Below are 25,267 nucleotides of genomic sequence, written 5' to 3'. Positions count from 1 at the left end.
ACTTTACAGCGTAGCGTCTACCTAGGCGCTGCGCTTGTAAGTCGATTTATGTCCTTTTAAAACTGCCGGCTAAACTTTTTCCTCGTGTTGATTTTACCCTACCATTCACATATTACGTCTTTACACCGCTAAGGTACTAAACTGAAATAGATGACATGAATAGGTGTTATCGTTAGCGCAGTGCAGGTTATTATTCTGCGGTAATTAGAACAATTCTCGTTGGATGCCGCTAGGAGTGTCAGGTGCTTAAAGGCTTAAAAACAATAATAGGTATGTTTCAGTGGCGATATTTAGTGATCGTACTGCTTGTGTTTACGCTGGCGGCTACGGTGATGATCCCAATATCGGATTACAAAGTCCGTCAAAATCAAGTGTCGGTTTTAGATCGCCATCTTGATCAGGTCGCTGAAGCGCGAAGCAAGGCGATGCTAGCCACCATTGAAAGATTCAAAGCGGATACCTATTTTTTGTCTGAAACACCTCCGATAGCTGGGATTATGCGTGCTAGCTACAATAATGGTATCGATAAGCAGGAGCATAGTACTCTTGCATTATGGTCAAAACGGTTGCAGGAGATCTTTGCCGCTTACCTAGAAACCCAGCCTTCTGTTATGCAGGTCCGTTATATTGGTGTCGGCAATGATGGTCGTGAATTGGTAAGGGTCGATCGTAGTGATGGTCGCATCCGAAAGATCAGCAGTAGGAGTTTGCAACAAAAAGATGACCATGATTATTTCAAAGAGGCGATTAAACGTCGCAAGGGCGAATTTTACGTTTCGGCAATCAATTTGAATCGTGAGTATGGTGAAATAGAGGTACCCCATGTGCCGACGTTACGATTGGCCACTCCCGTCTTCGATCAAGATAATAAGGTCTTTGGAATTGTTGTTATTAACTTGAATGCAACAGAGATCTTTCGGGTTTTAGAGGCGGAATTAGATACCTACGAACATATTTATCTAATTAACAATGATGGCGACTTTTTGCTACATCCCAATCCAGAGAAAACATTTGGGTTTGAGCTGGGTGAAATTTATCGCTGGTCAGATGAATTTAGCACCGGAGACGACGATACGGACTCTGCGTTTGTTCGTTTAGACAATCACGAAGTGATTCATGCAGTACTTCACCCCGTAACATATGATTCAAATCAATCTGTTGATTTAGTGGTAACCGCACCTGATAGTGTTCTTGATCAAGCAGTAGCGAGAGCCAGGCTATTTAATCTGTATATTTTATTTGGGTTTATTTTCTTGTCGCTTATGTTTCTTTTTTTAGTAGCGGCAAACTTTCGTCGTCGCGCTCAGGCGGAGCAGCAGAATGCAACAATGGCCGCCATCGTCGATGGCACCGACGATGCGGTTGTCAGTAAATCTTTAGACGGCATTGTGACTAGTTGGAATCGGGCTGCTGAAGCGATGTTTGGGTATAGCACTGCTTTTGCGATCGGCCGAAAGATGGTTGATTTGATTGTGCCGGAAAATCTATTGGTTGAAGAGCGCGGAATATTTGAACGGGTTTCCAGTGGTGAGACCGTGCCTCATGTTGTCACAAAGAGAAAAGATGACAAAGGTAACTTAATCGATGTGGCAATTACTGTGTCTCCAGTGCAGGGGGCAGATGGTGAAATTTTAGGTATTGCAAATATCATTCGCGATATTACTGAGATGACTTCCGCTCAGAATGAATTGCGACTGCTAAACGAAGGGCTTGAAAAACAAGTCCAAAAGCGAACTAGTGAGCTTCAGGCTACAACAGTTTTGCAACAAGGAATTTTAGCTAACGCCGGCTATGCAATTTTCACAAACAAACCTGACGGTACCATTACGTTATTCAATCCTGCGGCAGAAAGAATGTTGGGATATAGCGCTGACGAAGTCGTCAATAAAAAACCAATGTGGATTTTGTTTGAGCCGTCCGAAATTCAACCTGAGCTTGCAAGGTTGAACCGAGATGGTGGTGAAGATGACCAAATTTTTAGTGATGTTAATTATGAGCGGGAATGGACGTTTGTTCGCAAAGATGGTTCCCGATTCCCGGTGATGCTGAAGAGCAACACTTTATACGGGAATGATAAGCAGGTTATTGGTTATTTGGGAATCGCGCGAGATCTAACGGTTCAGAAGCAACAGCAAAAAGAATTGGAAACGGCGAAGGCGATAGCCGAAGATGCCAGCAAATCTAAAAGCGAATTTTTGGCCAATATGAGTCATGAAATACGCACTCCGATGAATGCGGTTTTAGGTATGCTTAACCTGTTGAAATACACTGAGATGACTGAACGGCAGTCTGATTATGTTACCAAGGCAGGAGGCGCCGCTGAGGCTTTACTCGGAATAATTAATGACATTCTCGATTTTTCTAAGATAGAGGCTGGGAAGCTACTTCTGGATATTCGCCCGGTTATTATTGATGATATTTTACGTGATATCGCGGTGATACTGGGAATGAATCTTAGTGATAAAAACGTAGAAATATTATTTAATATCGACCCTGCCGTACCTAGAGTTGTTATGGCGGACGCGCTGAGGATAAAGCAAATTCTCATAAACCTTGCTGGTAACGCGGTAAAATTCACCGAGCAAGGTGAAGTGATGCTGTCTCTTTACATACAGCATGAGCGGGATAAAAACTTAGTTCTAGGGTTTAGTGTTCGTGATACCGGGATTGGTATGAGCAGCGAACAGCAAAAACGAATCTTTAAGTCGTTTACCCAGGCTGACGCAGGCACAAATCGTAGATTTGGTGGTACCGGCTTAGGCTTGGTGATTAGTCAGCGTCTTATTCGTTTAATGGGGGGCGAACTAGAGGTTGAAAGTGAGCAAGGTAAAGGAAGCACATTCTCATTTTCCCTATTCGTAGACAAAGTAGATAATCAAGAACTACTAAATGCTGGGCGACGTAACGTGTCTCCGCAATATCGAAACTTAAGAGCCTTGGTTGTTGATGACAACGCGAGTGCGCGACAAATTGTTTCTGGTATTGGCGACTCGTTGGGCTGGACTAGTGTCGAGGTGGCTACCGGCGAAGAGGCGGTAGCCGTGTTAAAGGATAGCATTGTAACAGGGCAATATTTTGATATCGCTTTTATTGACTGGATGATGCCTGGCATGGACGGCTGGCAAACGGCCAATAAAATTCGAGAGCTAAATTTACCCGTCGGAAAGCCCCGTTTGATCATGGTAACTGCGCACGCTAAGGATGTCTTTGATCAGCGGGCAGACGCCGAACATTCGCCACTTGACGGATTTTTGATGAAGCCAGTGACAGCGTCCGATATTTACAATTCGGTGGTAGATGCTCAGGCTGGCAAGATGCTTGAGAACTTAGTGGAAGCAGGTACAGAGCTTAAATCAAAGAGTGCGCTTGCGGGTATGCGTATTTTGTTGGTTGAAGACAATATTACGAATCAGCAGGTTGCTCGCGAGCTTTTGGCAATTGAAGGTGCAGAAATTGATGTGGCGGATAATGGTTTAATCGCTTTAGACTCAATTCGAAATGCCGTTCAACCATTTGATGTGGTTCTTATGGATTTGCAAATGCCGGTGATGGACGGCTACGAATCAACCAGAGAAATACGCGGGAACTTGGGGCTGAAATATTTACCTATTATCGCCATGACTGCCAATGCTATGCCTGCGGATAAAGAGGCCTGTTTAGCCGTCGGTATGAATGATCATATTGGCAAACCTTTTGAGTTGGCAGAATTGGTTAGCGCTATATTAAAGGCTACCGGTCGTAGTGAGCGGATTCCAAAAAATGGCGCTAACAAGCTAGTAGTTGATCAAGTTAGCATACCGCCATCGCCGGAAGGTTTCTCTTTTAAAGATGCCTTATTGAGGATGGGAAATAATCGTAAACTTTACGCAGGACAGGCGAGAATGTTTGCTAGCCGTCATAGCGGTGATCTCGAAAAAGTTGTCGATTTACTTAATAAAAATAATCGGCCTGGAGCTGTGCGAGAACTACATACCTTGCGTGGCGTATCAGCCACACTTGGTGCGCAAGCGCTGGCTGCCGTATTGTCTGACGCGGAAATGGCAGCTAAAAGCGTTGTTGAAATAACGATCATTGAAGCGATCTTGAATAAGGCAAAAGTCCTTATGAAAACTGCATGTGAAGTATTACTTGATTTGGCAAATGAAATTGATCCCCCCGTGAGCGTTGTTGGAAATAATGCAGAGACTGCAGAGGAATCAAAAAAAGTGCTTGATCCGGCGTTGCTGATAGAACTGCAATCCCTGCTAAAGGATAGCAATATGCGGGCTCTGGACGTTTATACAACGCTGAAAGAGAGCTTAGACGGTAATGAAGAGCGCATTAAAGCTTTGGACGACGCGATGTCAGTCTTAGATTTTGCGACAGCTTATGAGGTACTCGGCGCGATTTTAACGGCGTAACACCAGTTTTTGAATTACTAACAACAATCGTTGTATTTGTGTAAAGTTACCGGAAGGTTATTTTAAATATGAGTGAAAGTAAGTCTTTGTTCTCGTCGGATTTTGCCCCAGGGGCATTGTCCCCCGATCGACCGAAATTACTTGTTGTTGACGATCAGCCTGTCAATATTCAAGTGCTATACCAAGTTTTTAGTGAGAGTTGCGATGTGTTTATGGCGACGAGTGGTAAGCAAGCTTTAGAAGTTTGCCGTCAAAAAAATCCAGATCTTATTTTACTCGACGTTGTTATGCCAGATATGGATGGTATCGAAGTTTGTAAAGCCCTTAAGTCTGCGCCTGAAACCCGAGATATTCCGGTTATTTTTGTAACCTCTCAAGACAGCCCAGAAGAGGAAACCTTGGGTTTAGAGGTTGGTGCGGTGGATTTTATCACTAAGCCGGTTAATCCCGCGGTTGTGAAAGCACGAGTTAAGACCCATCTAATGCTAAAAATTCAGACGGACGCACTGCGTGAGCTAGCGTCAGTGGATGGCTTGACGGGCATTCCAAATCGTCGACGGTTTGATGAGCGTTTACAGACGGAGTGGCGCGCTTGTCGTCGTACTGAATTACCGCTTTCTTTAATTATGATCGACGTAGATCACTTCAAGAAGTACAACGATCATTATGGGCATCTAGAGGGTGATGCGTGTTTAAAAATGGTGGCACATGCGCTTAGAGGAGATCAATGGCGCGCTCGCGATATTGCATCACGTTACGGCGGTGAAGAGTTTGTCTGTTTAATGCCAGAAACAAGTTTAGAGGATGCTCTGACTAAAGCAGAAGCTATTCGCGAACGCGTTTTTGCACTCGCGGTCCCGCATGCGACATCACAGAATGCGGATCGCGTTACGATAAGTGTTGGTGTGGCGTGTACCATCCCCGGCGAAGGTGAGCCAGATAGTTTGTTGTCAGTGGCAGACGAGCAATTATATAAAGCAAAAGAGGGTGGCCGAAATCGAGTTGAGGGTATTTTCGTGTAGCGACCGGTTTTTTATTCCCATCAAAAAAATGGCTAATTTAAGATGGGAATAGGCCGAGCATTCTAGTTGTTTTTTAGCGTCTCAAGGTCGATAACAAAACGGTATTTAACATCACCGCTAACGACACGTTCAAATGCCTCATTCACTTCATTGATATTGATGAGTTCAATGTCCGCGATAATATTGTTTTCACCGCAGTAATTCAGCATTTCTTGTGTTTCTTTAATACCCCCTATCAATGAACCTGAAATAATTTTATTACTTAACACGAGTGAAGGCTTAAATGCGAGCTGCTGGTCGGGTAGGCCTACCAAGCACAGTGTACCGTTTCGTTTAAGAGCGGATAAATAGGGATTAATGTCGTGCAACGCAGATACTGTATCGAGTATGAAGTCGAATTCCCGTGCGGCTTTCATTGCGTCGGTGTCTTTCGAAATAATGACGCTATCTGCGCCAAGGCTCATTGCGTCCGCGGCCTTTGATGCACTTGTAGTGAAGAGGGTAACGTCCGCGCCAAATGCATGAGCAAATTTTATCGCCATATGGCCTAAGCCACCGAGACCAACCACGCCGACTTTATCGCCGGGTCCGATGTTCCAGCGTCGTAGCGGCGACCACGTAGTAATACCTGCGCATAGCAGTGGTGCAACACCTTTCAGGTCGAGTGAGCTTGGTATTCGCAGTGCGAAGTCGGTATCGACGACATAGTTCGTGGAGTAGCCACCCTGACTGATGACGTTAGTATCTTTCCGTTCCTTGCTGCCATACGTCATAGTAACGCCTTTATGGCAATACTGTTCTTCGTGGTCCTGGCATGGTGCGCAATGTCGGCAGGAATCGATTAAGCAGCCAATGCCTGCTAGATCACCGACTTTGAAGTTGCTGACGTCGCTGCCAACGCTTGTTATTCGTCCCACCATCTCGTGGCCTGGCACAATGGGGAAGCGGCTATAGCCCCATTCGTTGCGGGCATAATGTATATCTGAGTGACATATTCCGCAGTAGAGTAATTCTAAAACTAGGTCACGACTTCCCGGCTCACGACGTTCGAATTCGATAGGTGCAAGTGCTGAGGTTGCCGTACTAGCGGCATAGCCAAGGGCTTTAATCACAGGATATTCTCCAGAGTTATTTATTTTGTGGCGATTTAACTACATTGCTTCAGACGATGATGCAAATTCATGTATCACCGGTGGCTTGCTGCTACCTTAGCTTAAAATGAATGTGTTCCACAGCGATGCTTTGTGATTGATACGACATAAACCTAGGAATAGAGGCGTGTTTTTGTATTTAATTTAGAATAATTGCGGTAGGCCGGCCGTAAAAATAGCCTTGAAAGTAATCAATGCCTATTTCTTGGCAGGCGATAGCGTCTTGCTCTGTTTCTACGCCTTCCGCTAGTGTTTGAATTCCCATTTCTTTAACGAGTTTATTTAAGGAGCTAAGCAGGCGATAACGAGGCGAGTCGCTGTTGCCGACGCCACGTACAAGGCTAATGTCGAATTTGATAATATCGGGTGGCGCTTCGGCTAGCTCCAGCAATCGCGCTTGACCCGCGCCGAAATCATCGTAGGCTAGACCAATATTGAGATCATTTAAGCCTCTACGAATCTCAGACATGGCACCGAGATCAGTTACTGCTGCTTCGTGTACCTCAAAGAATAGATTCAGCTTGGGGTGCAGTTTACGTAAGTCGGCTAGTTCCGTTAGAAGCTTCTCGGGGGTATGACATTCTTCAGGGTGGGAATTGAAAAATAGTGGTTTATCGATGCCCGATAACTCTGCCTGAGCAAAGCTTCTGCGACGGAAAAGCACACTAAGTTCTATATGCTTATTTAGCGATTCTGCAATTTTGAATAATTCATATGGACTGGCTCCAAGTTGGGGGTGCTTGCCGCGACCAAGCAACTCATAACCGTACACATCGCCGTTCCGAGATGTGATAATTTGCTGAAATGTGGTGACTAATTGTTTTTCTAATAGCTCCCCGAACTCGCGACTTTTTATTGCAAAGTGCTTAGGTAAAGTCTGAATTGAAATCCGCGTTCTGTCGTCATCGTCGTCTTCAGCGGCCTCTGTTTTTACGCAGTACTCAAGACTTGAAAAATGGACGATATCGCCAGCCTGTAATTCAGTGTTCCTATCAATACGTTGGTGATTAACAAAGCAGCCGTTAGTGCTGTTTAGGTCGACGAGAATAAGTTTGCCATTATTGGATTCTATACGAGCATGAATACGAGAGAGGGCTGAGCTGTGAATGATCACGTCACAGTCAGTGCTACGTCCAATGGTTAGCGGCAGTTCGTCTAACATTATCCGTTGCGGGATACTGCTACCGGCGATACAGCTTTCTAAATAGAAGGTTTTATCCATAATACCTGTTATTCACGTCAATAAAGTCCGTGGCCAGCTTGAGTATTCAATACCGGAATCATACAAATATACCTGACGAGCGAGGGCTAGTCATTGTTCACTGAGTTATTGTTATGCGCGCTGATGTTTAGGCGTGCTTTCAAGTATTTAACTAATTGATTATAAAGATTAATTAAAGCTTATTACTTGCCTGTTTGCATAGCGAATTATACCTATATAGGCAGATAGAGAAATATTAAGCTGTTAATTTTACAGGTTATTGTATCCAAGTATGCATTAGCTGTTTATATTGTTTAAGACTTGTAGGGTACTGCGTTGGTTTAAATAGGCCTTTGATGTTACGAATTGTTTTTTCCATAATGATGTTAATGCTGTGCAGCTTTGCACTGGCAGATAGCCATCATCTGGCGAAATCCGCAGAACCAAGCAGCGTTAGCGCCATGGTTGAATTGGATGCAGGCGTTCCTGATTCGACCGATTTACCCTTCGCTTTATTAGATTCCAGTGCGTCTATAGCACCGATTTATTTGCTGGATGGACGTGTTCCTAAGCAAGCTTTTCAGCGCTTAGTTTGGCGTTTCTACGGCAATACTTCTATCCGGTCTCCTCCTTTAACACTCTGAAATAAAAAGAATTGCGGATCACCTTGGGTGATTTGCTGGTATTTGACTATTCAGAGTACAAGACGATGAGACATTTTGAATTATATGAAGCTGATCAAGTTGATCAGTTAGTGCGCCCTGAAAATTTTCAGGAAATTAGCGGTGATTCGCCCGCGACGGTGGTGTTCACCGATTTTAAGGTATTCGAGCCGCTAGTGATTGAGTCGAGCAGCAGTGCGGTTGACGCTGAAACAATGATGAGGCGTTCACATGTTCGCTTAAAGCTGGTGATAGATGAGCATGGATCATTTGTTGGTGTCATCGCGCTTGAGGACTTGAGCAGCAGCGAAATCATCAAGAAAGTAGCGAACGGATATAATCGTGAAGAGCTTCAAGTTGCTGATATGATGCGGAAGCGTCAATATTTAAAAGTGTTTGATTACAGCGACCTTGAAGTTATGTCCGTCAACGACGTGTTGATGGTATTGAAACAGTCCGGTCATCAGCACTGCTTGGTGGTTGAGCGTGAAAAACACCAAATTAGAGGCGTGATCTCGGCCAGTGATATCGCGCGTAAATTGAAAATGGATATCTCCATTCAGCAGCCACCCAAGTTTGCCGAACTGTATTTATCCTCCTTGCACCGCTAGAAAGTCGTTACAATTCTTCCCGCCTCAGGCGGGAAGAGATCTTGGCGTATTTGTCATATCACCGCTTTAAATATTAAATCCTTATTTAATCAATACGTTAGATTGATTTTGATGTTTTGCGGCGACTGCAGGCTGCAATCTAGTTAAACCATTTCACATAGCGTTGTGCGCGAAATAAGCTGTTCTCAAAAGCAATGCGCTTCACCATATTTTCATGTCGCCAGTTTAATTATCTGTAATACGGCATTTTTTAGTAGGTACCTATTGAATAGGTGCCTATCTAATTGTTAGGATGGTGTTATGAAAAGAGCAAGCCAATTCTCCGTCGCGGCATCAACGCTGGCCGAAACCTCAAGAGTCGTTCGAGAGGAGTTTCGGCGTCGTGCCCAGCATCTAAATCTGACCCAGCCTCAATGGTTAACGTTGCTTAAGTTGTCGCGCGAGCCAGGAATTAATCAGGCGTGTTTGGCAGGTCATTTGGAAGTTAATCCGGTCACCGTTACGCAGAATATTGATCGTTTGGTTAAAGCTGGTTTGGTTCTCCGCGAGCGACAAGAGGGAGATCGGCGCGCGGTAAGTTTATTTCTGACAGATAAAGCGGAGCCGTTGTTAGAAGAGCTGAATGAAATAGCAGAGGAGGTTAGAGCCTTGGCATTTGATGGTTTTAGTCTCGCAGAAGTAAAACTGCTAGAAGACATGTTAGTTAGAGTGAAGCAGAATTTTAGCGATTCAGGTAATGCTGCTATGAAAGTGGACGTAACAGGCAAGACGCCAACACTTTCTAGCAAGGATGGTGCGTAATGGAAAATGAAGGTAAGCCGATAGTGGGTGCAAATGCAGAACCAAGATTAGGTGATCGGCGGCGATTGCGTCGCAATTTATTTTTGGTGGTTCCTGTTTGTGTAATGCTCATCGCTGGGTACCTATTCGTATTTGGCGGGCGTTATGTGACAACAGACAACGCATACATTAAATCTGATGTAGTAAATATTGGTGCCGAAATTAGCGGCAATATTGCGACGGTAAATGTTAAAGAAAATCAGCATGTAGTGGCCGGAGAGGTTCTGCTAACCCTTGATTCTAGAGCATATGAGGTTGAGCTTCATGATGCGCAAGCTGAGCTTGAGCAGGCATACATGCGTATAGAGTCTCTAAAAGCGGCTTATATACAAAAGCAAGCCGCCTTGGCTGCGGCAAAAGATGATCTTGAATTTTCAACTAAGCAGCAACAGAGAATTAGTGATTTATCTCGTCGCGGCATGGCATCGGGTACCGCTCTGGATCAATCAATGCGCGATTTCAATGTGGCAAGGAATACCGTTAGCAGATTGGTGAGCGATAGCGCTGAAACCTTAGCCCAACTTGGTGGCGAATATGATCTAGATGCGTCTAGTCATCCAGAGGTTATGGCTGCGCAGGCAGAGCTTGAACGGGCACAATTAAATGTTCAGCGCTGTGTCATTAAGGCGCCAATCGCAGGTGTGGCGTCGAAAGTGCCCCAGCTAGGTCAGTATGCAATGCCAGGCATGCCTGTGATCAGTGTGGTCGCGACAAATAATCCCTGGGTTGTCGTTAATTTTAAAGAAGACCAGTTAGCTAAGTTAGTGACGGGTGCGGGCGTTGAGATTGAGATAGACGCCTATCCGGGCGAGCGTTGGGACGCGACTGTAGAAAGTATTGCCCAGGCAACTGGAGCAGAATTTGCGCTGCTGCCTCCTCAGAATGCAACTGGCAACTGGGTGAAGATAGTTCAGCGCCTGCCGGTGCGGCTAGCTATTAAGCATCACGATAATGAGTCACCTCTGCGTGCAGGTTTAAGTGCGAGCGTAAAAGTTGATACGGGTGTTCCCGCTAGAATGAAATCCTTGCTGGCATTTTTGGGCATTGAAAGTGACAGTCCAGTGAGTTCTGAAAATGCCCGAGATGCAACCCTAATGGCTGGGCAATTGTAGAATGAGCGCGTCGAGCGCAGCTAAGGCTAGCGTTCCTGCCGTTGCCCTCGGTGCAACCGGCTTAGTGACCTTTGGTACATTGACTGCAACGATGATGCAGGCATTGGATACCACCATAGCGAATGTCGCTCTTCCTCATATGCAGGGCAGTCTGTCGGCGTCTCAAGAGCAAGTTGCTTGGGTTTTAACGTCTTACATTGTCGCTTCTGCTATTGCGACTACGCCAACTGGCTATCTCGCTAATCGATATGGGGTTAAGCGAATTTTCCTAATCGCGGTAGCGGGCTTTACCATTGCTTCAATGCTTTGCGGCTTAGCCAGCAGTCTGACAGAAATTGTTTTATACCGATTATTGCAAGGTGTTTTCGGCGCAGCGCTGGTGCCATTGTCTCAGACAACATTGCTTGATACTTACCCTCCTGAGAAGCGGGGCTCGGCGATGGCTGCCTGGGGTGTGGGTGTAATGATTGGTCCAATTATTGGTCCGGCACTGGGCGGGTGGCTTACGGAATATTATAGTTGGCGCTGGGTTTTTTATATAAATTTACCTATCGGCGTTGCCACGTTTTTTGCCTTGAAAACCGCCTTGCCAGATGCTCGGCCACGTCGTTCTGAACCTATGGATTTCACCGGCTTTTTGTTTTTAAGTGTTGCCATCGCGTCGCTGCAGCTAATGTTGGATCGTGGTCAAAGTTTGGATTGGTTTAAGTCCACAGAAATAATTATTGAATGCGGTTTGGCGATAGCGTCTTTTTACTTATTTATTTCTCATACCCTCACGACAGATCGACCTTTTATCTCACCCAAGCTATTTAAAGACCGCAATTTAGTTGGCGGTTTAGTGCTAATCGCCATGCTGGGTATTGTCTTGTTTTCGACGTTTGCATTGTTACCGCCATTTCTTCAAAGACTGCAGGGCTATCCTGTAATAACGGCAGGGTTGGTAATGGCACCCCGTGGTATCGGTACGATGATTGCGATGCAGTTATCGGGGCGAATTTTACACCGCGTCGACGCACGACTGCCTATCTTGTGTGGCATGATTTTATTAGCGTATTCATTGCATTGGATGTCGAATTTCAATGCTGATGTGGGTGTACAGGAGGTTGTGCTTAGCGGCATGGTTCAAGGAATGGGCTTGGGTTTTATCTTTGTTCCATTGTCAGCGGTGACATTCTCAACATTGGCTCCTGAATATCGCGGTGATGGCACTTCGCTCTACAGTTTATTACGTAATATTGGTAGTAGTGTGGGCATTGCGTTAGCGTTTGCTTATCAAGATTACGGTACAAAAATGGCCCATGCCGTTCTGGCCGAAAATATCACGCCGTTCAATCCCGCGCTTATTGAATATGTTAATTCGTCGAATGGCTTAAATGCCGCGGGGGCCTTACTTGGAGTCGAGTCCGAGCTGCAACGTCAGTCCGCGGTGATTGGTATGCTTGGCGATTTTCACTACATGGCGATTGGAGTGGTGTGCGCTATCCCCTTTTTATTACTACTGCGTCCTCCAAAAATGTCTGAGAACGAAAAAGCGAGTGATGTGGTGGTCATAGAGTAGGCGCTCAGCCGATTCTCTTACTTCGGTGATGGTTAGTGCTCTGCGTTTTTCGTAGTTTGTTGGGGCATTCCTGATCTGATTTCGCGGTTTGCCTCTAGATTGCTGAGCTTGATGTACGTTTTCTGGGCATAAATGATAAAACGTGGCGCACTCGGAGGTTTCCTTAGGCGAGCAGAGTGTGCAAAATACCGCCCTGCGAAATATTGCACCCTATGCAGAGTTCCTATTTGTTGGTGAATACTATCGAACAATAATCTGCTGGGTGCTGAGTAACTAATACATCGGGGAAAGACTATGGGACCACTGGCAGGAATACGAATTATAGAAATTGAGGGGCTTGGACCGGCTCCCTTTGCGGGAATGATGTTTGCCGATATGGGGGCGGAGGTTATCTCCATCACGCGTAAGTCGGCCGCGGCTGACGCACGGGTAGCGAATACAATTAGTGAGCGCGGAAAAAAATCTATCGCCATCAATTTAAAAGACCCGCGCGGTGTAGAGGCTGTACTAAAACTCTGTGAATCTGCCGACGCCTTAATTGAAGGGTTTCGTCCGGGTGTTGCGGAACGCCTGGGAATTGGTCCTGATGATTGCGCGGCTCGCAATCCTAAGTTGGTTTACGGTCGAATGACGGGTTGGGGTCAAACTGGTCCGATGGCACAGGCCGCAGGCCATGATATTAACTATATTTCCCTTTCGGGCGCACTCCACGCTATGGGGCGTGACGGCGACAAGCCAGTGCCGCCACTTAATTTGGTAGGTGATTTTGGCGGTGGCGGTATGTTTCTGGCCTTCGGTGTTGTATCTGCAATATTAGAAGCTACTCGGAGCGGTAAAGGCCAGATAGTCGATACCTCAATGGTGGAAGGCTCCGCAGCATTAATGCACATGGTCTATTGCTTCTTTAATCAGAAGCAATGGATCGATCAACGTGGCGTTAACCTCTTGGACACTGGGGCGCACTTCTATGAGACCTACGAAACGAGTGATGCTAAACATGTTTCTATTGGTCCAATCGAGCCGCAGTTCTACCATATTTTGAAAGAAAAATTAGAGCTGGATGAAAGCTTTGATGCTCAAATGGACGTTGCTCGTTGGCCGGAATTAAAAGACAAACTAGCGGCTATATTTAAAACCAAAACCCGTGATCAGTGGTGTGATCTGCTTGAAGGAACCGATGTTTGCTTTGCGCCGATACTGTCGATGACTGAGGCGCCAAAACATCCGCACAATATCGCCCGTAACTCGTTCATAGAGGTAAACGGAGAGATTCAGCCAGGCCCCGCGCCCAAGTTTAGCCGTACGATACCGTCAGTTAAGGCGGGTGCCCCGAGGCCGGGCAGCAATACGGATGATGTGCTGGCGGAGTTGGCAGGTTACGACAGCGCGACTATCGCTGCGTTACGCGATGCCGGCGTACTCACCTAGTACATTTTATTGTGCAATTAGAAGGGCCGATTATCGGCTCTTTTTTTTGCCTAAATATAGGCCGACTAAGATCCGTATTCTTGATCGATTCGTATTGACGCTTATAGAAAGAATTGTTCAATGACGGGGTTAATCATGATAGATCCAATCGTACTTGCCGAGCGCGGCTTGGTGCCAGATGTACTACTTCGACGCGGCATTCGCAGAGAGCTTGCCGATCGCTTAGTGCAGGAGGCCAGTGACGATTTGAATAGTAATGAGGCACGCCGTCGCCAGTTTCGCGATGAGTTGCGCAATTCTGAAATTGCCATCAATACCACAGACGCGAACGAGCAGCATTATGAAGTGCCTGCGGCCTTGTTCGAACTCATGCTCGGGCCTTGTCTGAAGTACAGTAGCTGCTGGTGGGATGAGCATTGCGATAGCCTTGCAGATGCAGAACAAGCGATGTTAGAAATGTACGCGGAACGCGCTCAGCTAAGCGATGGGCAAAAAGTCCTAGATTTAGGCTGTGGCTGGGGTAGCTTTACGCTTTGGGCTGCTGCGCGCTATCCCGCGTCTCACTTTACCGCTGTATCTAACTCGTCTGGTCAACGTCTCTTTATAGAAGAGCAGGCGAGAAAGCGTGGCTTAAACAATATAAAGGTCATTACCTGCAATGTAGGGGATCTAAGTCTAGATACGCGCTTTGACCGAGTTGTCACTGTTGAGATGTTGGAGCACGTTCGCAACTATCGCGATCTGCTTGCGAACGTATCGCAGTGGCTAGAGCCAAACGGTCTCATGTTTGTGCATATATTCTGTCATGCCTATTTGCATTATCCCTTCGACGGCGGTTGGATGACCGACAACTTCTTTAGTGGTGGCCAAATGCCTGCATTCGACACCTTGATGCATTTCTCAGAACACATGCGGATGGTGGATAGTTGGCGCGTCAATGGTGAGCACTACTCTAAAACCTTAGAGGCATGGCTAGAAAAGTTAGATGACAACAAGGCTCAGGCACTTGAGATTTTAAAAGACGCGCCAAATCCTAAAGTTCAGTATCAACGCTGGCGAATGTTCATGCTGGCCTGCTCAGAATTGTTTGCCTATCGTGGCGGACAAGAATGGTTTGTTGGCCATTACCTGCTAACTCCAGGTCAATTGGCAGACTAAAAACGTATTAATTGGTGGATGTAATTGCTACTAATTGGCTTGCATATCAATATGTTGGCGAAATTTTGAGCTGAAGCCTAAAAATCGTAATATATTGATAGAAGTCGTTGACAGAGCAAGCCTGCTTCCATATAGTACGCAGCCTGAAGCGCCCGTAGCTCAGCTGGATAGAGTACCTGGCTACGAACCAGGCGGTCGCACGTTCGAATCGTGCCGGGCGCACCAAACATAAGTCTTTGACTTATATAAAAAAACCTAGACCTCTGGTCTGGGTTTTTTTATGCCTGAAATTTGGCTGTGCCCAAATCGTGCCCAAACTGTGCCCATTCAATTTTCAAAACGCCCAAATTTGACCTCTTAGCTCCATGATTCGGATGTTCGTAGGCGCTGGTGCTAAGTGGTCGTTGACCTCTTGGTTTGTGCCAATTATGGTTGTGCCACAAAAGCTAAGTGGTCAACATATTGAGCTTGTCTTGGCCCTACCCCATTAACGGGGGGATAGCACGGCTCTACCCCATTAACGGGGGATGGCACTCATCAAACCCTGTTAATCACACCGTCCCACCCGCAGTGGGCAAGCACTCTCATCCTGTAATTTTCAAAGTTTCTAAAACCATACGCTCGTCGTGTCATCATTTCCATTTTGTTGTGGAAGCCCTCAGTTATTCCGTTACTTTTACTAAATCGCCACATGGCCACAATGGGCTTCAACCATGAGCGCAATGTGTTAGCTAGCGCTCGTAGCGGGCACTCATTAAACCCTGTTTATAATCCCGTCCCACCCGCAGTGGACCAGCACGGTCAGCCGATGTTTATAGCTCGATCAATTGAAAAGTGCCCACTTCCCGTTAAGACCTAGATAGTTTCTCTAGGCAATCGGGCTTGCCTAGGCTCCAAAGGTAGGATCTCTAAAGAGACGTTGAAAACGCCATAAAACCGAGAAAAATCCCTGGGAGATTCGCGGCGATAATAGGCCAATCCCGCTGTGTCTTGACCATTCCGTAGGCTATCCATAGGGAGCAATTTAGCACTGTCGCAAGAGCTTGTAGCGATGAACCCTTTTGCCCATTGAGATTCAGGTGAATCTGGTCAATATAGGAAATGTACATCATGATGGCTGCGAACGATGCCAGCCAGCCTATTGTACGTACTACGTTGCTGTTTATATCGAGTAGTATTTTTGTGTTCATCACCAGTCGCACCGAACTATTGCGACATTTTCAGTGAAATTTATCATGCTAGTTAAATAGGTCCTTTGCCTGATCGCGAATAACGAACTTCTGAATTTTACCGGTGGAGGTTTTTGGAAGCTCGGTGAATATCACCTGCCGAGGGCACTTAAAGTGGGCTAAATGTTGCCGTGTGAATTCGATGATCTCTTCTCCTGTTGCAGTCATGCCTTCTTTGAGTTCGATAAACGCTACTGGGGTCTCGCCCCATTTTTCGTGAGGGGCAGCGACGACTGCCGCCAGGCTAACCGCATCATGCTGATAAAGTACGCCTTCTACTTCAATAGATGATACGTTTTCGCCGCCGGAAATAATGATATCTTTCGAGCGGTCTCTTATCTCGACGTATCTGTCTTGATGCATGACTGCTAGATCGCCGGACCTAAAATGTCCGCCCTTGAAGGCGTTTTCGGTGGCGTCGGGATTTTTGAGATATCCCTTCATTACGATATTCCCGCGGAACATAACTTCTCCCATTATTTCTGCGTTGGGTACTATCTGTTCCATCGTGTCAGGGTCGCGTACGCTGAGTTCTTCCTGTACGGCATAGTTGACGCCTTGTCTTGATTTTAATGTGGCGCGTTCGGAATCATCTTTCTGATTCCATTCTTTCTTCCAGGCGCAAATGGCCGTCGGGCCGTACACCTCGGTGAGGCCGTAAACATGAGTGATATCGAATCCAATTTTTGACGCGCGCGCTAGTACTGCAGCAGGTGGAGCAGCGCCGGCGACCATACATTTAACCGGACTCTTCAGCGTTATGCTTTGCTTCTCTGCTTCGGTGGTGGCCATATTCAGTATGATCGGCGCGCCGCACATATGGGTGATATCGGCTGATGTGAGAGCGTCGAGAATTGCTGTCGCTTCTGGGGCTCTTAAGCAGACATGGGTGCCTGCATAGGCGGCTATCGTCCAAGGAAAGCACCAGCCATTGCAGTGAAATAAGGGGAGCGTCCACAGGTAGCGAAAGTGCAGTGGCAGCGACCATTCCAGGCCGTTGCCCAGTGCGTTTAAGTAGGCTCCTCGGTGGTGGTAGACCACGCCCTTGGGGTTGCCTGTTGTTCCCGAGGTGTAATTGAGGGCGATGGAATCCCATTCGTTGGCTGGCATCATATTGTCGGCGGACAGTGGCGCAGCGTCCCTTAAAAAGTCTTCGTAATCGATAGCGTTATCAATATCCACTCCGGGCGCAGTAGTATCATCACAGTAAATTATCGTCGGTTTTACTTTGGCTAATGAAAGCGCGCTTTTTGCCAATTCCGCCAACCCTGAATCGACGAAGAATACCTCTGCTTCGCCATGATCGAGTATGAAGGCGATCTCTTCTGGCTTGAGTCGGGTATTGATCATATTCAGCACGCCGCCAGACATTGGCACGGCGTAAGCAAGTTCCACTGCATGAGGGGTATTTGGAAGGAGTGCAGATACGGTTGAATTTCTATCCACTTCTAGTGCCTTCAGTGCATTTGCAATTTTTGCGCAACGCACGTACGTGTCTTTCCATGAGCGAGATAAAGTGCCATATTCGATCGCGACATAGTCCGGGTAAACCTGCGCCGCTCGCCGTATTAGTGAGGTAGGGGTAAGAGGAATATAGTTTGCGCTTCTGGGCGCGAGAAACGGCTCGTCGTATTTTGTAGGGGTCATTGCCTCGTCCTTATTGTTAGTAAGCTTTTCGGTTAAGATTTCTACTTCAGTTCTCTCGTAGCATTTGTAGTTAGGCCTTTCCGTGCTGAGCAGTCCCCTAATTTTCCACTTGCGATATCCTGCGGGATCAATAGCCGCTTTTATTTCTTTCGGTAGGCCAGCAGGCGATGAAAAAGTGCAAAAAAGTCTATATATGCCGGCGTCAAAAGCAGCAGTGCCAGATTTCAACGGGTAACCCCTATGTAGTGAAAGCAGTCAGCCAGGACTGAAGGTTGTTCGAGTGCTCTTCGAGCGCTAGTAAAACGCTGTCAACCTGGCTGGAAAAACTGGAGAGATTAGGGCCTTCGAGCTGGAGCGAAGTTGCGACAAATAGGGACGATTTTTTTGTTCTGATGGTGTCCTTTGCGATCTTGATTAGTTCTGTGGCCCGAGCGTCTATGTAGTTTTGACGAAGGTCTTCGTCTTCAGCAACCCATTTGAGAAAATAGATCCACAATGCCACGGTGGCGGCTAGGTAGGCCGCAGGCTTGCTCTCTGCCAATCGTGCTTGTAACGGCGGTAATAAAGTTTGCTCAAACTTTGATGATGTGTCTTCTGCCAGCCGGAATAAGCTGTCTTCAATGCTTGGATTGGCAAAGCGTTTAATCAGAATTTGCCGATATTTGCCGATGTGAATGTCGGGTAGGGGTGCGAGGGTCTCTGCAATTTCCTGCATATAGCCTGATAGCCAGCGCTGGAGCAGTGGATCTGATGCCGCGTGGTCAACCCGTCGGTAGGAAAGCAGTAGCCCAATGTGAGATAAGGCTGAATGGCCGCCATTTAACAGGCCGACTTTCAATTTTTCGTACAGGTGGACATTGTCGGTAAGCGTGACGCCAGCCAGCTCAAACGAGGGGCGTCCATTGCAGAAGTCGTCCTCCAAAACCCATTGTGTCCAACTTTCGCAGGTCAACAGGCACTTATCTTCGAAGTTCAAACTATTTGCCAGTTGGGCCGCGATAGCCGGGTTGGGTCGTGGTGTAATTCTGTCGACCATGGAAAGCGGAAAGCTAACTTGGCTTTCTATCCAAGTCGCTAAATCTGAGTCGATTGCCCTTGCCAGGCCGGTTACCGCCTTGCGGGCCTGCTCGCCGTTAGCGATCAGATTATCGCAAGACATGATAGTGAATCCAGGTAGTCCCCGCCGTTGTCTGAGTCGCAAGGCGTAAACAATTAACCCGATTGCAGACAGCGGGATCTCTGCTTGCGCAATATCGGCTGCGATTGCCGGATGGCTTAAGTCCAGTTTGCCAGAGGCATCAAGGCAATAACCTTTTTCGGTTATCGTTAGGGAAACAATGCGGGTTTCCGGGTGGCACAGGGCTTGAATTGCCGGTTCTCTATCATCGATAGCATCGATGTAGGCCATGATGGAGCCGATGATCCGGACTTCTCGTTGTTCACCTTCCAGCTCCCATAATGAGTACAGATTATCCTGTGCTTGCATGGTCTGAAGAAGCGGCCTGTCGCTTGGCATCAATGCAATGCCGTATATGCCCCAGCCTTCGGCATCTCCCCCGCACAAAAGTGAATGCAGATAGCGGGCCTGGTGGGCTCGATGGAAGCCACCCACACCGATATGACAAATGCGCTTATTGCAGTGACGTGGATAGTTGGGGTAGTCAGTTATCCCACTTTCACGAAGCAGAGCCTCGAGATTACGTTGATTAAGCAGCATGATCGCGGCGTTTCCAATAAGCAGTCAGCCAATTCGCGATATCATTGACCGCTTCGCTGTGAGCGGAACTAGGCTGAGTACCGACAAATCCGTGTTGTTGGTTGGGGTAGAGTTTGCTGCTAACCTCTACGCCTGCCGAGACCATTCGCTCCGCGTAGGCCTTTCCCTCGTCATGTAGAAGGTCATTCTCCGCCAGTAATACAAACGCGGAGGGCAGTCCGTTGAGATCGTCGACCCGAAATGGCGTCGCTAACTCGTGTGCGGTTTGGCCCTCGCTCCACAAGGCGCTGTCTCTGGTATACCAGTGCCAGAGTTGATTCACAGTTTCATGGGTCAGTTCCGCGCCTTTACCGCCTTTGGAGTTGTATGAAGGCCAGTCTTGGCTGGGATGGTCTGTGACGGGATAAATCAAAATCTGCGCGGCGATTAAGCCCGGATGGGATTTCCTTGCCTGTTGAGCAACGATAGCTGCGAGATTGCCGCCAGCGCTATCACCACACACGGCAATTCGATTGATGTCACCGCCGAGGTTACTGATGTTGTCTGCTAGCCAGTCGAGTGATGTCAGGCAATCATTGATGCCAAAGGGAAAGGGGTATTCCGGCGCGAGTCGGTAATCGACGGACATCACGATATGATTTGCTGCAACGCACAAATCTCTGCACAGGGCATCATGGGTGTTGATATCAAAGCCTGCCCAGCCGCCACCGTGGAAAAACAGTATCACTGGTAGGGGATTAGCTGAATTGGGTTGATAGACCCGAATAGTGATATTGCCGTTTTCCACGACAATTTTCTGGTCAGTAGCGACAAAATCGGTGGCCTTTTTTCCACGCCATTTCCAGGCTACTGCGGCTTTGATCATTGTTCTCATCAGTGCCAGTTTCAGTTTTTCCATAATGGGAATTGCTCTTCGATAGCTCGTTCTTATTTGATCTTTCAGCGCAACCTGCTCACGTGAACGCGATTGCAATGAAAACGTTCAGTAGCTCGTCTTTAGTCGCATACTTTCTATTGGTCTGAAACTGTACGGTGGTCAACCCGTTGATCTGGGCGACAATCTGGGCGGCAATTTGCTCGGGCTTTGAACGAAGGGTCTCGCCCTTAGCCAGTGTTGAGTCACGCACCATCAAAGTGACATCTGCAACGACGCGATTGGCGCCCTGCTGCAATTTCTCAGCGATGTCCTGTCTGCCTAAGGCAATTGTCTGGACGACAAACCACAGTTGCTCGCCGTATGGCGCTTTATCACTCTGGAGCTGTTCTGCAACAATGCTGGCCAGGGTTTCGAGGTTGTCGCGCAGCAATACGCCGGGCCGTAACGCATCCAGAAGCATGTGACTGACTGCAACGGTATCTCGTCGCCATAGCTCCAGAAATAAATTCTGTTTGTCACCAAATACCGAGTAGACGGGCATGCGTGAGCACCCGGCAATACTGGCGACATTTTCGATGGTGACCGCCTCATAACCCTTCTCACAAAACAGTGTCCAAGCAGCGTCAATTAACTCCTGCTTGCGACGCTGATTCTTTTGTTCTCTGTTTAGCAGAGGTTTTAGTTCAGATTTCTTAGCTAGAGACATATTTTCATCTACATTTTAAATTAGAGCTTAGATTATAGAGTGCTTGTTTGGCTTTGAAAAAATGACCAAGCTTCTTCTATTGTATTCATATCGTGGCTGGTGCTAATTACATCATCGCACTTCCCTTCTGTGCGGGGCATCGGAATAGTGTGCTTTCCGCCAATCACGTGATAAGCCCTAACTTCGACCTTGTTGGGTTCTGACCAGCGATATAACGTTATTGATGTCCCGTCATATTCGGTGTCGATATTTGTTACTTGTGGACTTGTTAGTATATTTGCAATTAAAACGCTTACTTTAAATATTCCCATTGATCCTTATCCGCTAGTTAAAGAGGGCGCCAATGTGTTTGTAAGAGCGCCAGTCGGCTTTTTCCTTGTACTTAATTGGCCTCGCTTTCGGTCATAGATCTAGAGAGCGTCTTGAATAATCCTACTTTACAATATACGTTGTGTATATTTATTTATTGTTCATACGCTAATTTAATAAGCAACTATATCGAGGTTAATATAATTGTTTGACAATATTAATACATAATGTATATTTAATAATATACGTAGTGTATATAATAATTGGAGTAAGTGCGGGTACGTCGCTTTTAAGACGGGCTCGTCAGTATTTATGAATCGAGATCTATACGAGGAGCTTGGGCTCCATAGGCAGTTTGGAGAAGATCAGAATGTCTCCTTTCTGCTGGCAACGGTTAATAACCGTTCTACCAGTGAAATTCAGTTCGCGACTCAAGTCCCTGGTGACGAGAGGTATAAGCCCTGCGTTGAGGCATTTCCAGGTGAACATGTTCCAAAAGGTCAAGTGAAGTGGCTTCGCGATTGGCGCGATTCCCATATATTTCCTGAAACCACGCGAGATATCGCTATTTACATACCGCCTGGATTGAAAGCGGGCCAGTGTGTGTCGTTGCTCGTCTGCTTTGATGGATTGCAGTACATAGAAGAGGGCGGAGCAGTGCGGGCGACTCAGGTTTTGGATAGCTTAATCGCATCTGGTCAATTGCCTCCGACCCTCGGTATTTTCGTTAACCCGGGATTGCCTGAACCTTGGCGTGCGGCAGATTTGACTACCCTTGAATTCGATGATGCTAAGCGAGAGGCGGCCGATCAGCGAAGTTTAGAGTATGACAGTCTCGACAATGCGACAACTCGGTTTGTTGTTGATGAGTTGATGCCAATGGCTGCAGATATTGCAGATGTTACGTTGGAACGTGATCCTGCACGAAATATCATTTGTGGAATGAGTAGTGGTGGTATTGCCGCATTTACAGTTGCTTGGCGTCGGCCAGATATTTTTGGAGCGGTGATGTCTCACTGTGGCTCTTTCGTGAATCTGCGCGGAGGGCATAACTATCCTTATCTTGTGAGAACAGTAGAGCGAAAGCCGATTAGGGTATATCTACAGAGCGGCGAAGCTGATGCTGATATTACATTCGGGTCTTGGCCGATAGCTAATAAAGACATGGCTGCAGCTCTCCGGTTTGCTGGTTATGAGTATAAATTTGAGTACGGTACAGGCGGTCATACTCTGAAACACGGGGGCGCATTGTTTGCTGACGCGCTTCGGTGGCTTAGCAGAAATGTTGATATTTAGAGTAGTTAAGTGGGGTTTGATTGTTTTGATGTATGAAGAAGTATTAGAGGTAATGAAATGAATAAAAATAAAGTGAATTTAGCATTACTGGCAATATGTTTGTGTCAGCCGTTTATGTTTGGATCTCAAAATGCTATCGCTGACGATGAACAGGACGAAAGTTTAAAACAGAAAAAGCGACAAATAGAAGAGGTTATCGTCACGGCCACAAAACGTGATATGAATCTCAGAGATATTGCTGCGAGTATTAATGCAATTACCGGTGCTTCTCTTGAATCATCTGGGGCGCAGGGCCAAGAGGATTTCCTTAAGGTTGTACCGGGCGTCACATTCTATAACGATAATGTTAATTCTAGTCGAATTACTATTCGTGGGATCGGTGCAGATCTCAATACAAGTAATACAACGGGTGTTTTTATTGGCGACGTCTCTTTTGAAGATCCTGTGGTGCCAAGAGTTACACTTGATCCAAACCCATTTGATTTGGCGCGCGTTGAGATTTTAAAAGGTCCTCAGGGTACCTTGTTTGGCGGTTCTGCTCTAAACGGAGCTGTACGTTATATTCCGCAGGAGCCTGTTTTAAATGAATGGGAAGCGAAAGCTTACTATCAATATGAAAGCGTCAAGTTTGGCGGGAGTGGCAGCTCTAGGGGGGCAGTGGTCAATATACCGTTAGGTGATACTATTGCTGTAAGATTGTTGGGATTCGAGCGAGAGTCTGCAGGGTGGGTCGATGATATCGGTCGCAATTTGAAAGATGTTAATGAGACTGAGCAGGTTGGCGCGCGAGCTATGGCTTTGTGGCAGCCAACAGAAAAATTAAGAATATCTGGAATGTATATTGAGCAAGACACAGAAATTCGAGATTCTGCTATTACAGATAATACAGAAGGACGACTAAGCCGCTCTAATACTCCACAGGCAAGTCCGCAGAATCCGCGTTACTCATTGGGGACAATTGGTGTTCAATATTCATTTGATTCGTTTGATGTCGTCTCGCAAACATCGAAGACAGAGAAAAAATTTAACGCGTTTATAGATACATCCCGAATTGGCAATATCCCGAATCCGCCACCAAGCGTATCTACCATTAATAATAATAGATCTGAAAGTATTTCTCAGGAATTGAGATTTGCATCCAATTCGGATTCTTCATGGACCTGGTTGTTTGGTGGTTTCTATCGAGAGCTAGACCTGGTGGATGATACAATTATCTTGGCGAGCGATTCGATCTCGCTAGGAATTACGCCTGAAACGACAGCATTATTAAATCTTTTGTATCCAGGCATTGTAAATCAAAATGGGAAGGTCAACGTCGCAAGGGGCTATGCTGATCCAGTTGAATTCACTGAAACGGCTTTTTTCGGAGAAATTACCAAAAGCTTTTGGGAAAGTCTTGAGATTACTTTGGGTTTGCGTGCCTTTAAGAATACCTCGGAGGCGAAAACGACTTTTACAGGTCTGCTCGTCGCTACTCAGCTGGCCACAGATGGACGGACGACGAGGGTGAGAGAAGGAAAGCTTGATGAGGATGGAATAAACCCAAAGGTCGTAGTGAAATACACTTTTAACGATAATATTAGTCTGTATGCTTCTGCCACAAAAGGATTCAGATTTGGTGGGCCACAGGTTCTTATAGGAACCTTTACCAGTGAGTCACCTGATTTATACAAATCAGATACCCTGTGGGCCTACGAGATGGGCTTAAGAACAGAATGGTTTGATAATACCCTGACGTTTGACGTGACTCCTTTTCAGATAGATTGGAATGATCCGCAGCTACAGCAGTCAGATAGCAGCGGTCTTGGTTCCTTTTTTGATAATGTTGGTGGCTCTCAGGTTCGCGGCGTTGAAGTGGCGTCAACTTACCTCACTCCGCTGACGGGTTTATCTATCACCTTCGCCGGCTCATATGTTGAAAATAAAACCACCGAGCCATTTAAGGATTCATCTGGTAATGAAATCGCTGCAGGAAGCCAGTGGCCTCTTGCAGCCAAAAAGCAGAGTGCAACCACTATAGCCTATCAGCATGACTTATTTTCTGGTTGGTTGGGAAAGGCATCGGTGACGTACGTTACAATAAGTAAAGCTCCAAATACGCTCGCATACTTGGATGAAGTGTTTGGCTACGAAACGATTGATGGCCAGATTGCATTTAGTAATGAAAATATTGTCGGGCGCCCCGAAATTTCGATCGTGGTATCAAACCTTACTGATGAAAGAGGGATTATTAGCGGTATCAATAATCCGCAGTTTGCCTCTGATCACGTCTATATTAGACCGCGCACCGTTACGGCGCGATTATCGCTCAGTTTCTGACGGAGTGTTAGCCAATATGTT

The 25,267-nt window shown here is 46.6% G+C and carries 19 protein-coding genes, 1 tRNA gene and 1 pseudogene; 12 read left to right on the top strand and 9 right to left on the bottom strand.

Translation table 11 applies throughout. The features are described from left to right. The first annotated feature begins 242 nt into the window (after positions 1-242). Positions 243-4,400: a PAS domain S-box protein gene (locus O9X78_RS15620; protein ID WP_269620662.1), complete on the top strand. Its 4,158-nt coding sequence runs from the start codon at positions 243-245 to the stop codon at positions 4,398-4,400. Between the two features lie 68 nt (positions 4,401-4,468). Further along, positions 4,469-5,422 carry a diguanylate cyclase gene (locus O9X78_RS15615; protein WP_269620661.1) on the top strand — a complete coding sequence of 318 codons (954 nt, stop codon included), beginning with the start codon at positions 4,469-4,471 and terminating at the stop codon, positions 5,420-5,422. 62 nt (positions 5,423-5,484) lie between these two features. On the opposite strand, the gene O9X78_RS15610 is transcribed toward O9X78_RS15615, so the two are convergent. Next, a complete protein-coding gene (locus O9X78_RS15610) occupies positions 5,485-6,534 on the bottom strand; it encodes an NAD(P)-dependent alcohol dehydrogenase (RefSeq protein WP_269620660.1) in 1,050 nt (349 codons plus the stop codon). Between the two features lie 178 nt (positions 6,535-6,712). Further along, positions 6,713-7,795, bottom strand: coding sequence for an EAL domain-containing protein (locus O9X78_RS15605; protein ID WP_269620659.1), 1,083 nt, complete (start codon positions 7,793-7,795; stop codon positions 6,713-6,715). Positions 7,796-8,130: 335 nt separating this feature from the next. Between O9X78_RS15605 and O9X78_RS15600 the strand changes: the two genes are divergently transcribed. From O9X78_RS15600 to O9X78_RS15565, 8 genes are all read left to right on the top strand, one after another. Beyond that, positions 8,131-8,418: a hypothetical protein gene (locus O9X78_RS15600; protein WP_269620658.1), complete on the top strand. Its 288-nt coding sequence runs from the start codon at positions 8,131-8,133 to the stop codon at positions 8,416-8,418. Positions 8,419-8,483: 65 nt separating this feature from the next. After that, the gene (locus tag O9X78_RS15595) at positions 8,484-9,047 is read left to right on the top strand and encodes a CBS domain-containing protein (RefSeq protein ID WP_269620657.1); all 564 of its coding nucleotides are present in this window, start codon (positions 8,484-8,486) and stop codon (positions 9,045-9,047) included. A gap of 300 nt (positions 9,048-9,347) precedes the next feature. Further along, complete coding sequence (locus O9X78_RS15590) at positions 9,348-9,848, top strand: MarR family winged helix-turn-helix transcriptional regulator (RefSeq protein WP_269620656.1); 501 nt, start codon at positions 9,348-9,350, stop codon at positions 9,846-9,848. After that, on the top strand, positions 9,848-10,999 hold the full coding sequence (locus tag O9X78_RS15585; protein ID WP_269620655.1) for an HlyD family secretion protein: 1,152 nt from the start codon (positions 9,848-9,850) through the stop codon (positions 10,997-10,999). The genes O9X78_RS15590 and O9X78_RS15585 overlap by 1 nt, the downstream gene beginning before the upstream one ends. Position 11,000: 1 nt before the next feature. Beyond that, on the top strand, positions 11,001-12,560 hold the full coding sequence (locus O9X78_RS15580) for a DHA2 family efflux MFS transporter permease subunit (protein ID WP_269620654.1): 1,560 nt from the start codon (positions 11,001-11,003) through the stop codon (positions 12,558-12,560). 294 nt (positions 12,561-12,854) lie between these two features. Beyond that, the gene (locus O9X78_RS15575; RefSeq protein ID WP_269620653.1) at positions 12,855-13,988 is read left to right on the top strand and encodes a CaiB/BaiF CoA transferase family protein; all 1,134 of its coding nucleotides are present in this window, start codon (positions 12,855-12,857) and stop codon (positions 13,986-13,988) included. Between the two features lie 135 nt (positions 13,989-14,123). Continuing rightward, positions 14,124-15,146, top strand: coding sequence for an SAM-dependent methyltransferase (locus O9X78_RS15570; RefSeq protein ID WP_269620652.1), 1,023 nt, complete (start codon positions 14,124-14,126; stop codon positions 15,144-15,146). A 148-nt stretch (positions 15,147-15,294) separates the two neighbouring features. Next, positions 15,295-15,371, top strand: a tRNA-Arg gene (locus O9X78_RS15565). Between the two features lie 312 nt (positions 15,372-15,683). Here O9X78_RS15565 and O9X78_RS15560 read toward each other — a convergent pair. The 7 genes and pseudogenes from O9X78_RS15560 to O9X78_RS15530 all read right to left on the bottom strand — a co-directional run. Further along, positions 15,684-15,890, bottom strand: a pseudogene (locus tag O9X78_RS15560) (transposase); the annotation flags it as partial. A gap of 164 nt (positions 15,891-16,054) precedes the next feature. Then, complete coding sequence (locus tag O9X78_RS15555) at positions 16,055-16,336, bottom strand: SemiSWEET family transporter (RefSeq protein WP_269620651.1); 282 nt, start codon at positions 16,334-16,336, stop codon at positions 16,055-16,057. A gap of 48 nt (positions 16,337-16,384) precedes the next feature. Then, entirely contained in the window at positions 16,385-18,022 is a 1,638-nt protein-coding gene (locus O9X78_RS15550; RefSeq protein ID WP_269620650.1) for an AMP-binding protein, read from the bottom strand. Between the two features lie 238 nt (positions 18,023-18,260). Next, entirely contained in the window at positions 18,261-19,739 is a 1,479-nt protein-coding gene (locus tag O9X78_RS15545; protein WP_269620649.1) for a mannitol dehydrogenase family protein, read from the bottom strand. After that, a complete protein-coding gene (locus tag O9X78_RS15540) occupies positions 19,729-20,637 on the bottom strand; it encodes an alpha/beta hydrolase (protein WP_269620648.1) in 909 nt (302 codons plus the stop codon). The genes O9X78_RS15545 and O9X78_RS15540 overlap by 11 nt, the downstream gene beginning before the upstream one ends. Positions 20,638-20,692: 55 nt before the next feature. Then, entirely contained in the window at positions 20,693-21,322 is a 630-nt protein-coding gene (locus O9X78_RS15535; RefSeq protein WP_269620647.1) for a TetR/AcrR family transcriptional regulator, read from the bottom strand. A gap of 32 nt (positions 21,323-21,354) precedes the next feature. Continuing rightward, entirely contained in the window at positions 21,355-21,633 is a 279-nt protein-coding gene (locus O9X78_RS15530; RefSeq protein ID WP_269620646.1) for an alpha/beta hydrolase family protein, read from the bottom strand. A gap of 310 nt (positions 21,634-21,943) precedes the next feature. On the opposite strand from O9X78_RS15530, the gene O9X78_RS15525 reads away from it, so the two are divergent. After that, complete coding sequence (locus O9X78_RS15525) at positions 21,944-22,927, top strand: alpha/beta hydrolase (protein ID WP_269620645.1); 984 nt, start codon at positions 21,944-21,946, stop codon at positions 22,925-22,927. Positions 22,928-22,984: 57 nt separating this feature from the next. Then, positions 22,985-25,246 (top strand): TonB-dependent receptor, encoded by a 2,262-nt coding sequence (locus tag O9X78_RS15520; RefSeq protein WP_269620644.1) that lies wholly within the window; start codon positions 22,985-22,987, stop codon positions 25,244-25,246. Positions 25,247-25,267 lie beyond the last annotated feature (21 nt).

Origin of the sequence: Zhongshania aquatica, from assembly GCF_027257955.1 — a bacterium.
Lineage (GTDB): Bacteria > Pseudomonadota > Gammaproteobacteria > Pseudomonadales > Spongiibacteraceae > Spongiibacter > Spongiibacter aquatica.
Note: the sequence above shows the minus strand (reverse complement) of the source record. Positions and strands in the feature narration are given on the sequence as shown.

Coding starts and splice junctions, on each gene's coding strand:
- O9X78_RS15540 (WP_269620648.1), bottom strand. CDS start 20,637: ATGGAAAAACTGAAACTGGCACTGATGAGAACAATGATCAAAGCCGCA.
- O9X78_RS15585 (WP_269620655.1), top strand. CDS start 9,848: ATGGAAAATGAAGGTAAGCCGATAGTGGGTGCAAATGCAGAACCAAGA.
- O9X78_RS15550 (WP_269620650.1), bottom strand. CDS start 18,022: ATGACCCCTACAAAATACGACGAGCCGTTTCTCGCGCCCAGAAGCGCA.
- O9X78_RS15545 (WP_269620649.1), bottom strand. CDS start 19,739: ATGCTGCTTAATCAACGTAATCTCGAGGCTCTGCTTCGTGAAAGTGGG.
- O9X78_RS15555 (WP_269620651.1), bottom strand. CDS start 16,336: ATGAACACAAAAATACTACTCGATATAAACAGCAACGTAGTACGTACA.
- O9X78_RS15600 (WP_269620658.1), top strand. CDS start 8,131: ATGTTACGAATTGTTTTTTCCATAATGATGTTAATGCTGTGCAGCTTT.
- O9X78_RS15525 (WP_269620645.1), top strand. CDS start 21,944: ATGAATCGAGATCTATACGAGGAGCTTGGGCTCCATAGGCAGTTTGGA.
- O9X78_RS15570 (WP_269620652.1), top strand. CDS start 14,124: ATGATAGATCCAATCGTACTTGCCGAGCGCGGCTTGGTGCCAGATGTA.
- O9X78_RS15615 (WP_269620661.1), top strand. CDS start 4,469: ATGAGTGAAAGTAAGTCTTTGTTCTCGTCGGATTTTGCCCCAGGGGCA.
- O9X78_RS15520 (WP_269620644.1), top strand. CDS start 22,985: ATGAATAAAAATAAAGTGAATTTAGCATTACTGGCAATATGTTTGTGT.
- O9X78_RS15590 (WP_269620656.1), top strand. CDS start 9,348: ATGAAAAGAGCAAGCCAATTCTCCGTCGCGGCATCAACGCTGGCCGAA.
- O9X78_RS15530 (WP_269620646.1), bottom strand. CDS start 21,633: ATGGGAATATTTAAAGTAAGCGTTTTAATTGCAAATATACTAACAAGT.
- O9X78_RS15595 (WP_269620657.1), top strand. CDS start 8,484: ATGAGACATTTTGAATTATATGAAGCTGATCAAGTTGATCAGTTAGTG.
- O9X78_RS15575 (WP_269620653.1), top strand. CDS start 12,855: ATGGGACCACTGGCAGGAATACGAATTATAGAAATTGAGGGGCTTGGA.
- O9X78_RS15535 (WP_269620647.1), bottom strand. CDS start 21,322: ATGTCTCTAGCTAAGAAATCTGAACTAAAACCTCTGCTAAACAGAGAA.
- O9X78_RS15605 (WP_269620659.1), bottom strand. CDS start 7,795: ATGGATAAAACCTTCTATTTAGAAAGCTGTATCGCCGGTAGCAGTATC.
- O9X78_RS15580 (WP_269620654.1), top strand. CDS start 11,001: ATGAGCGCGTCGAGCGCAGCTAAGGCTAGCGTTCCTGCCGTTGCCCTC.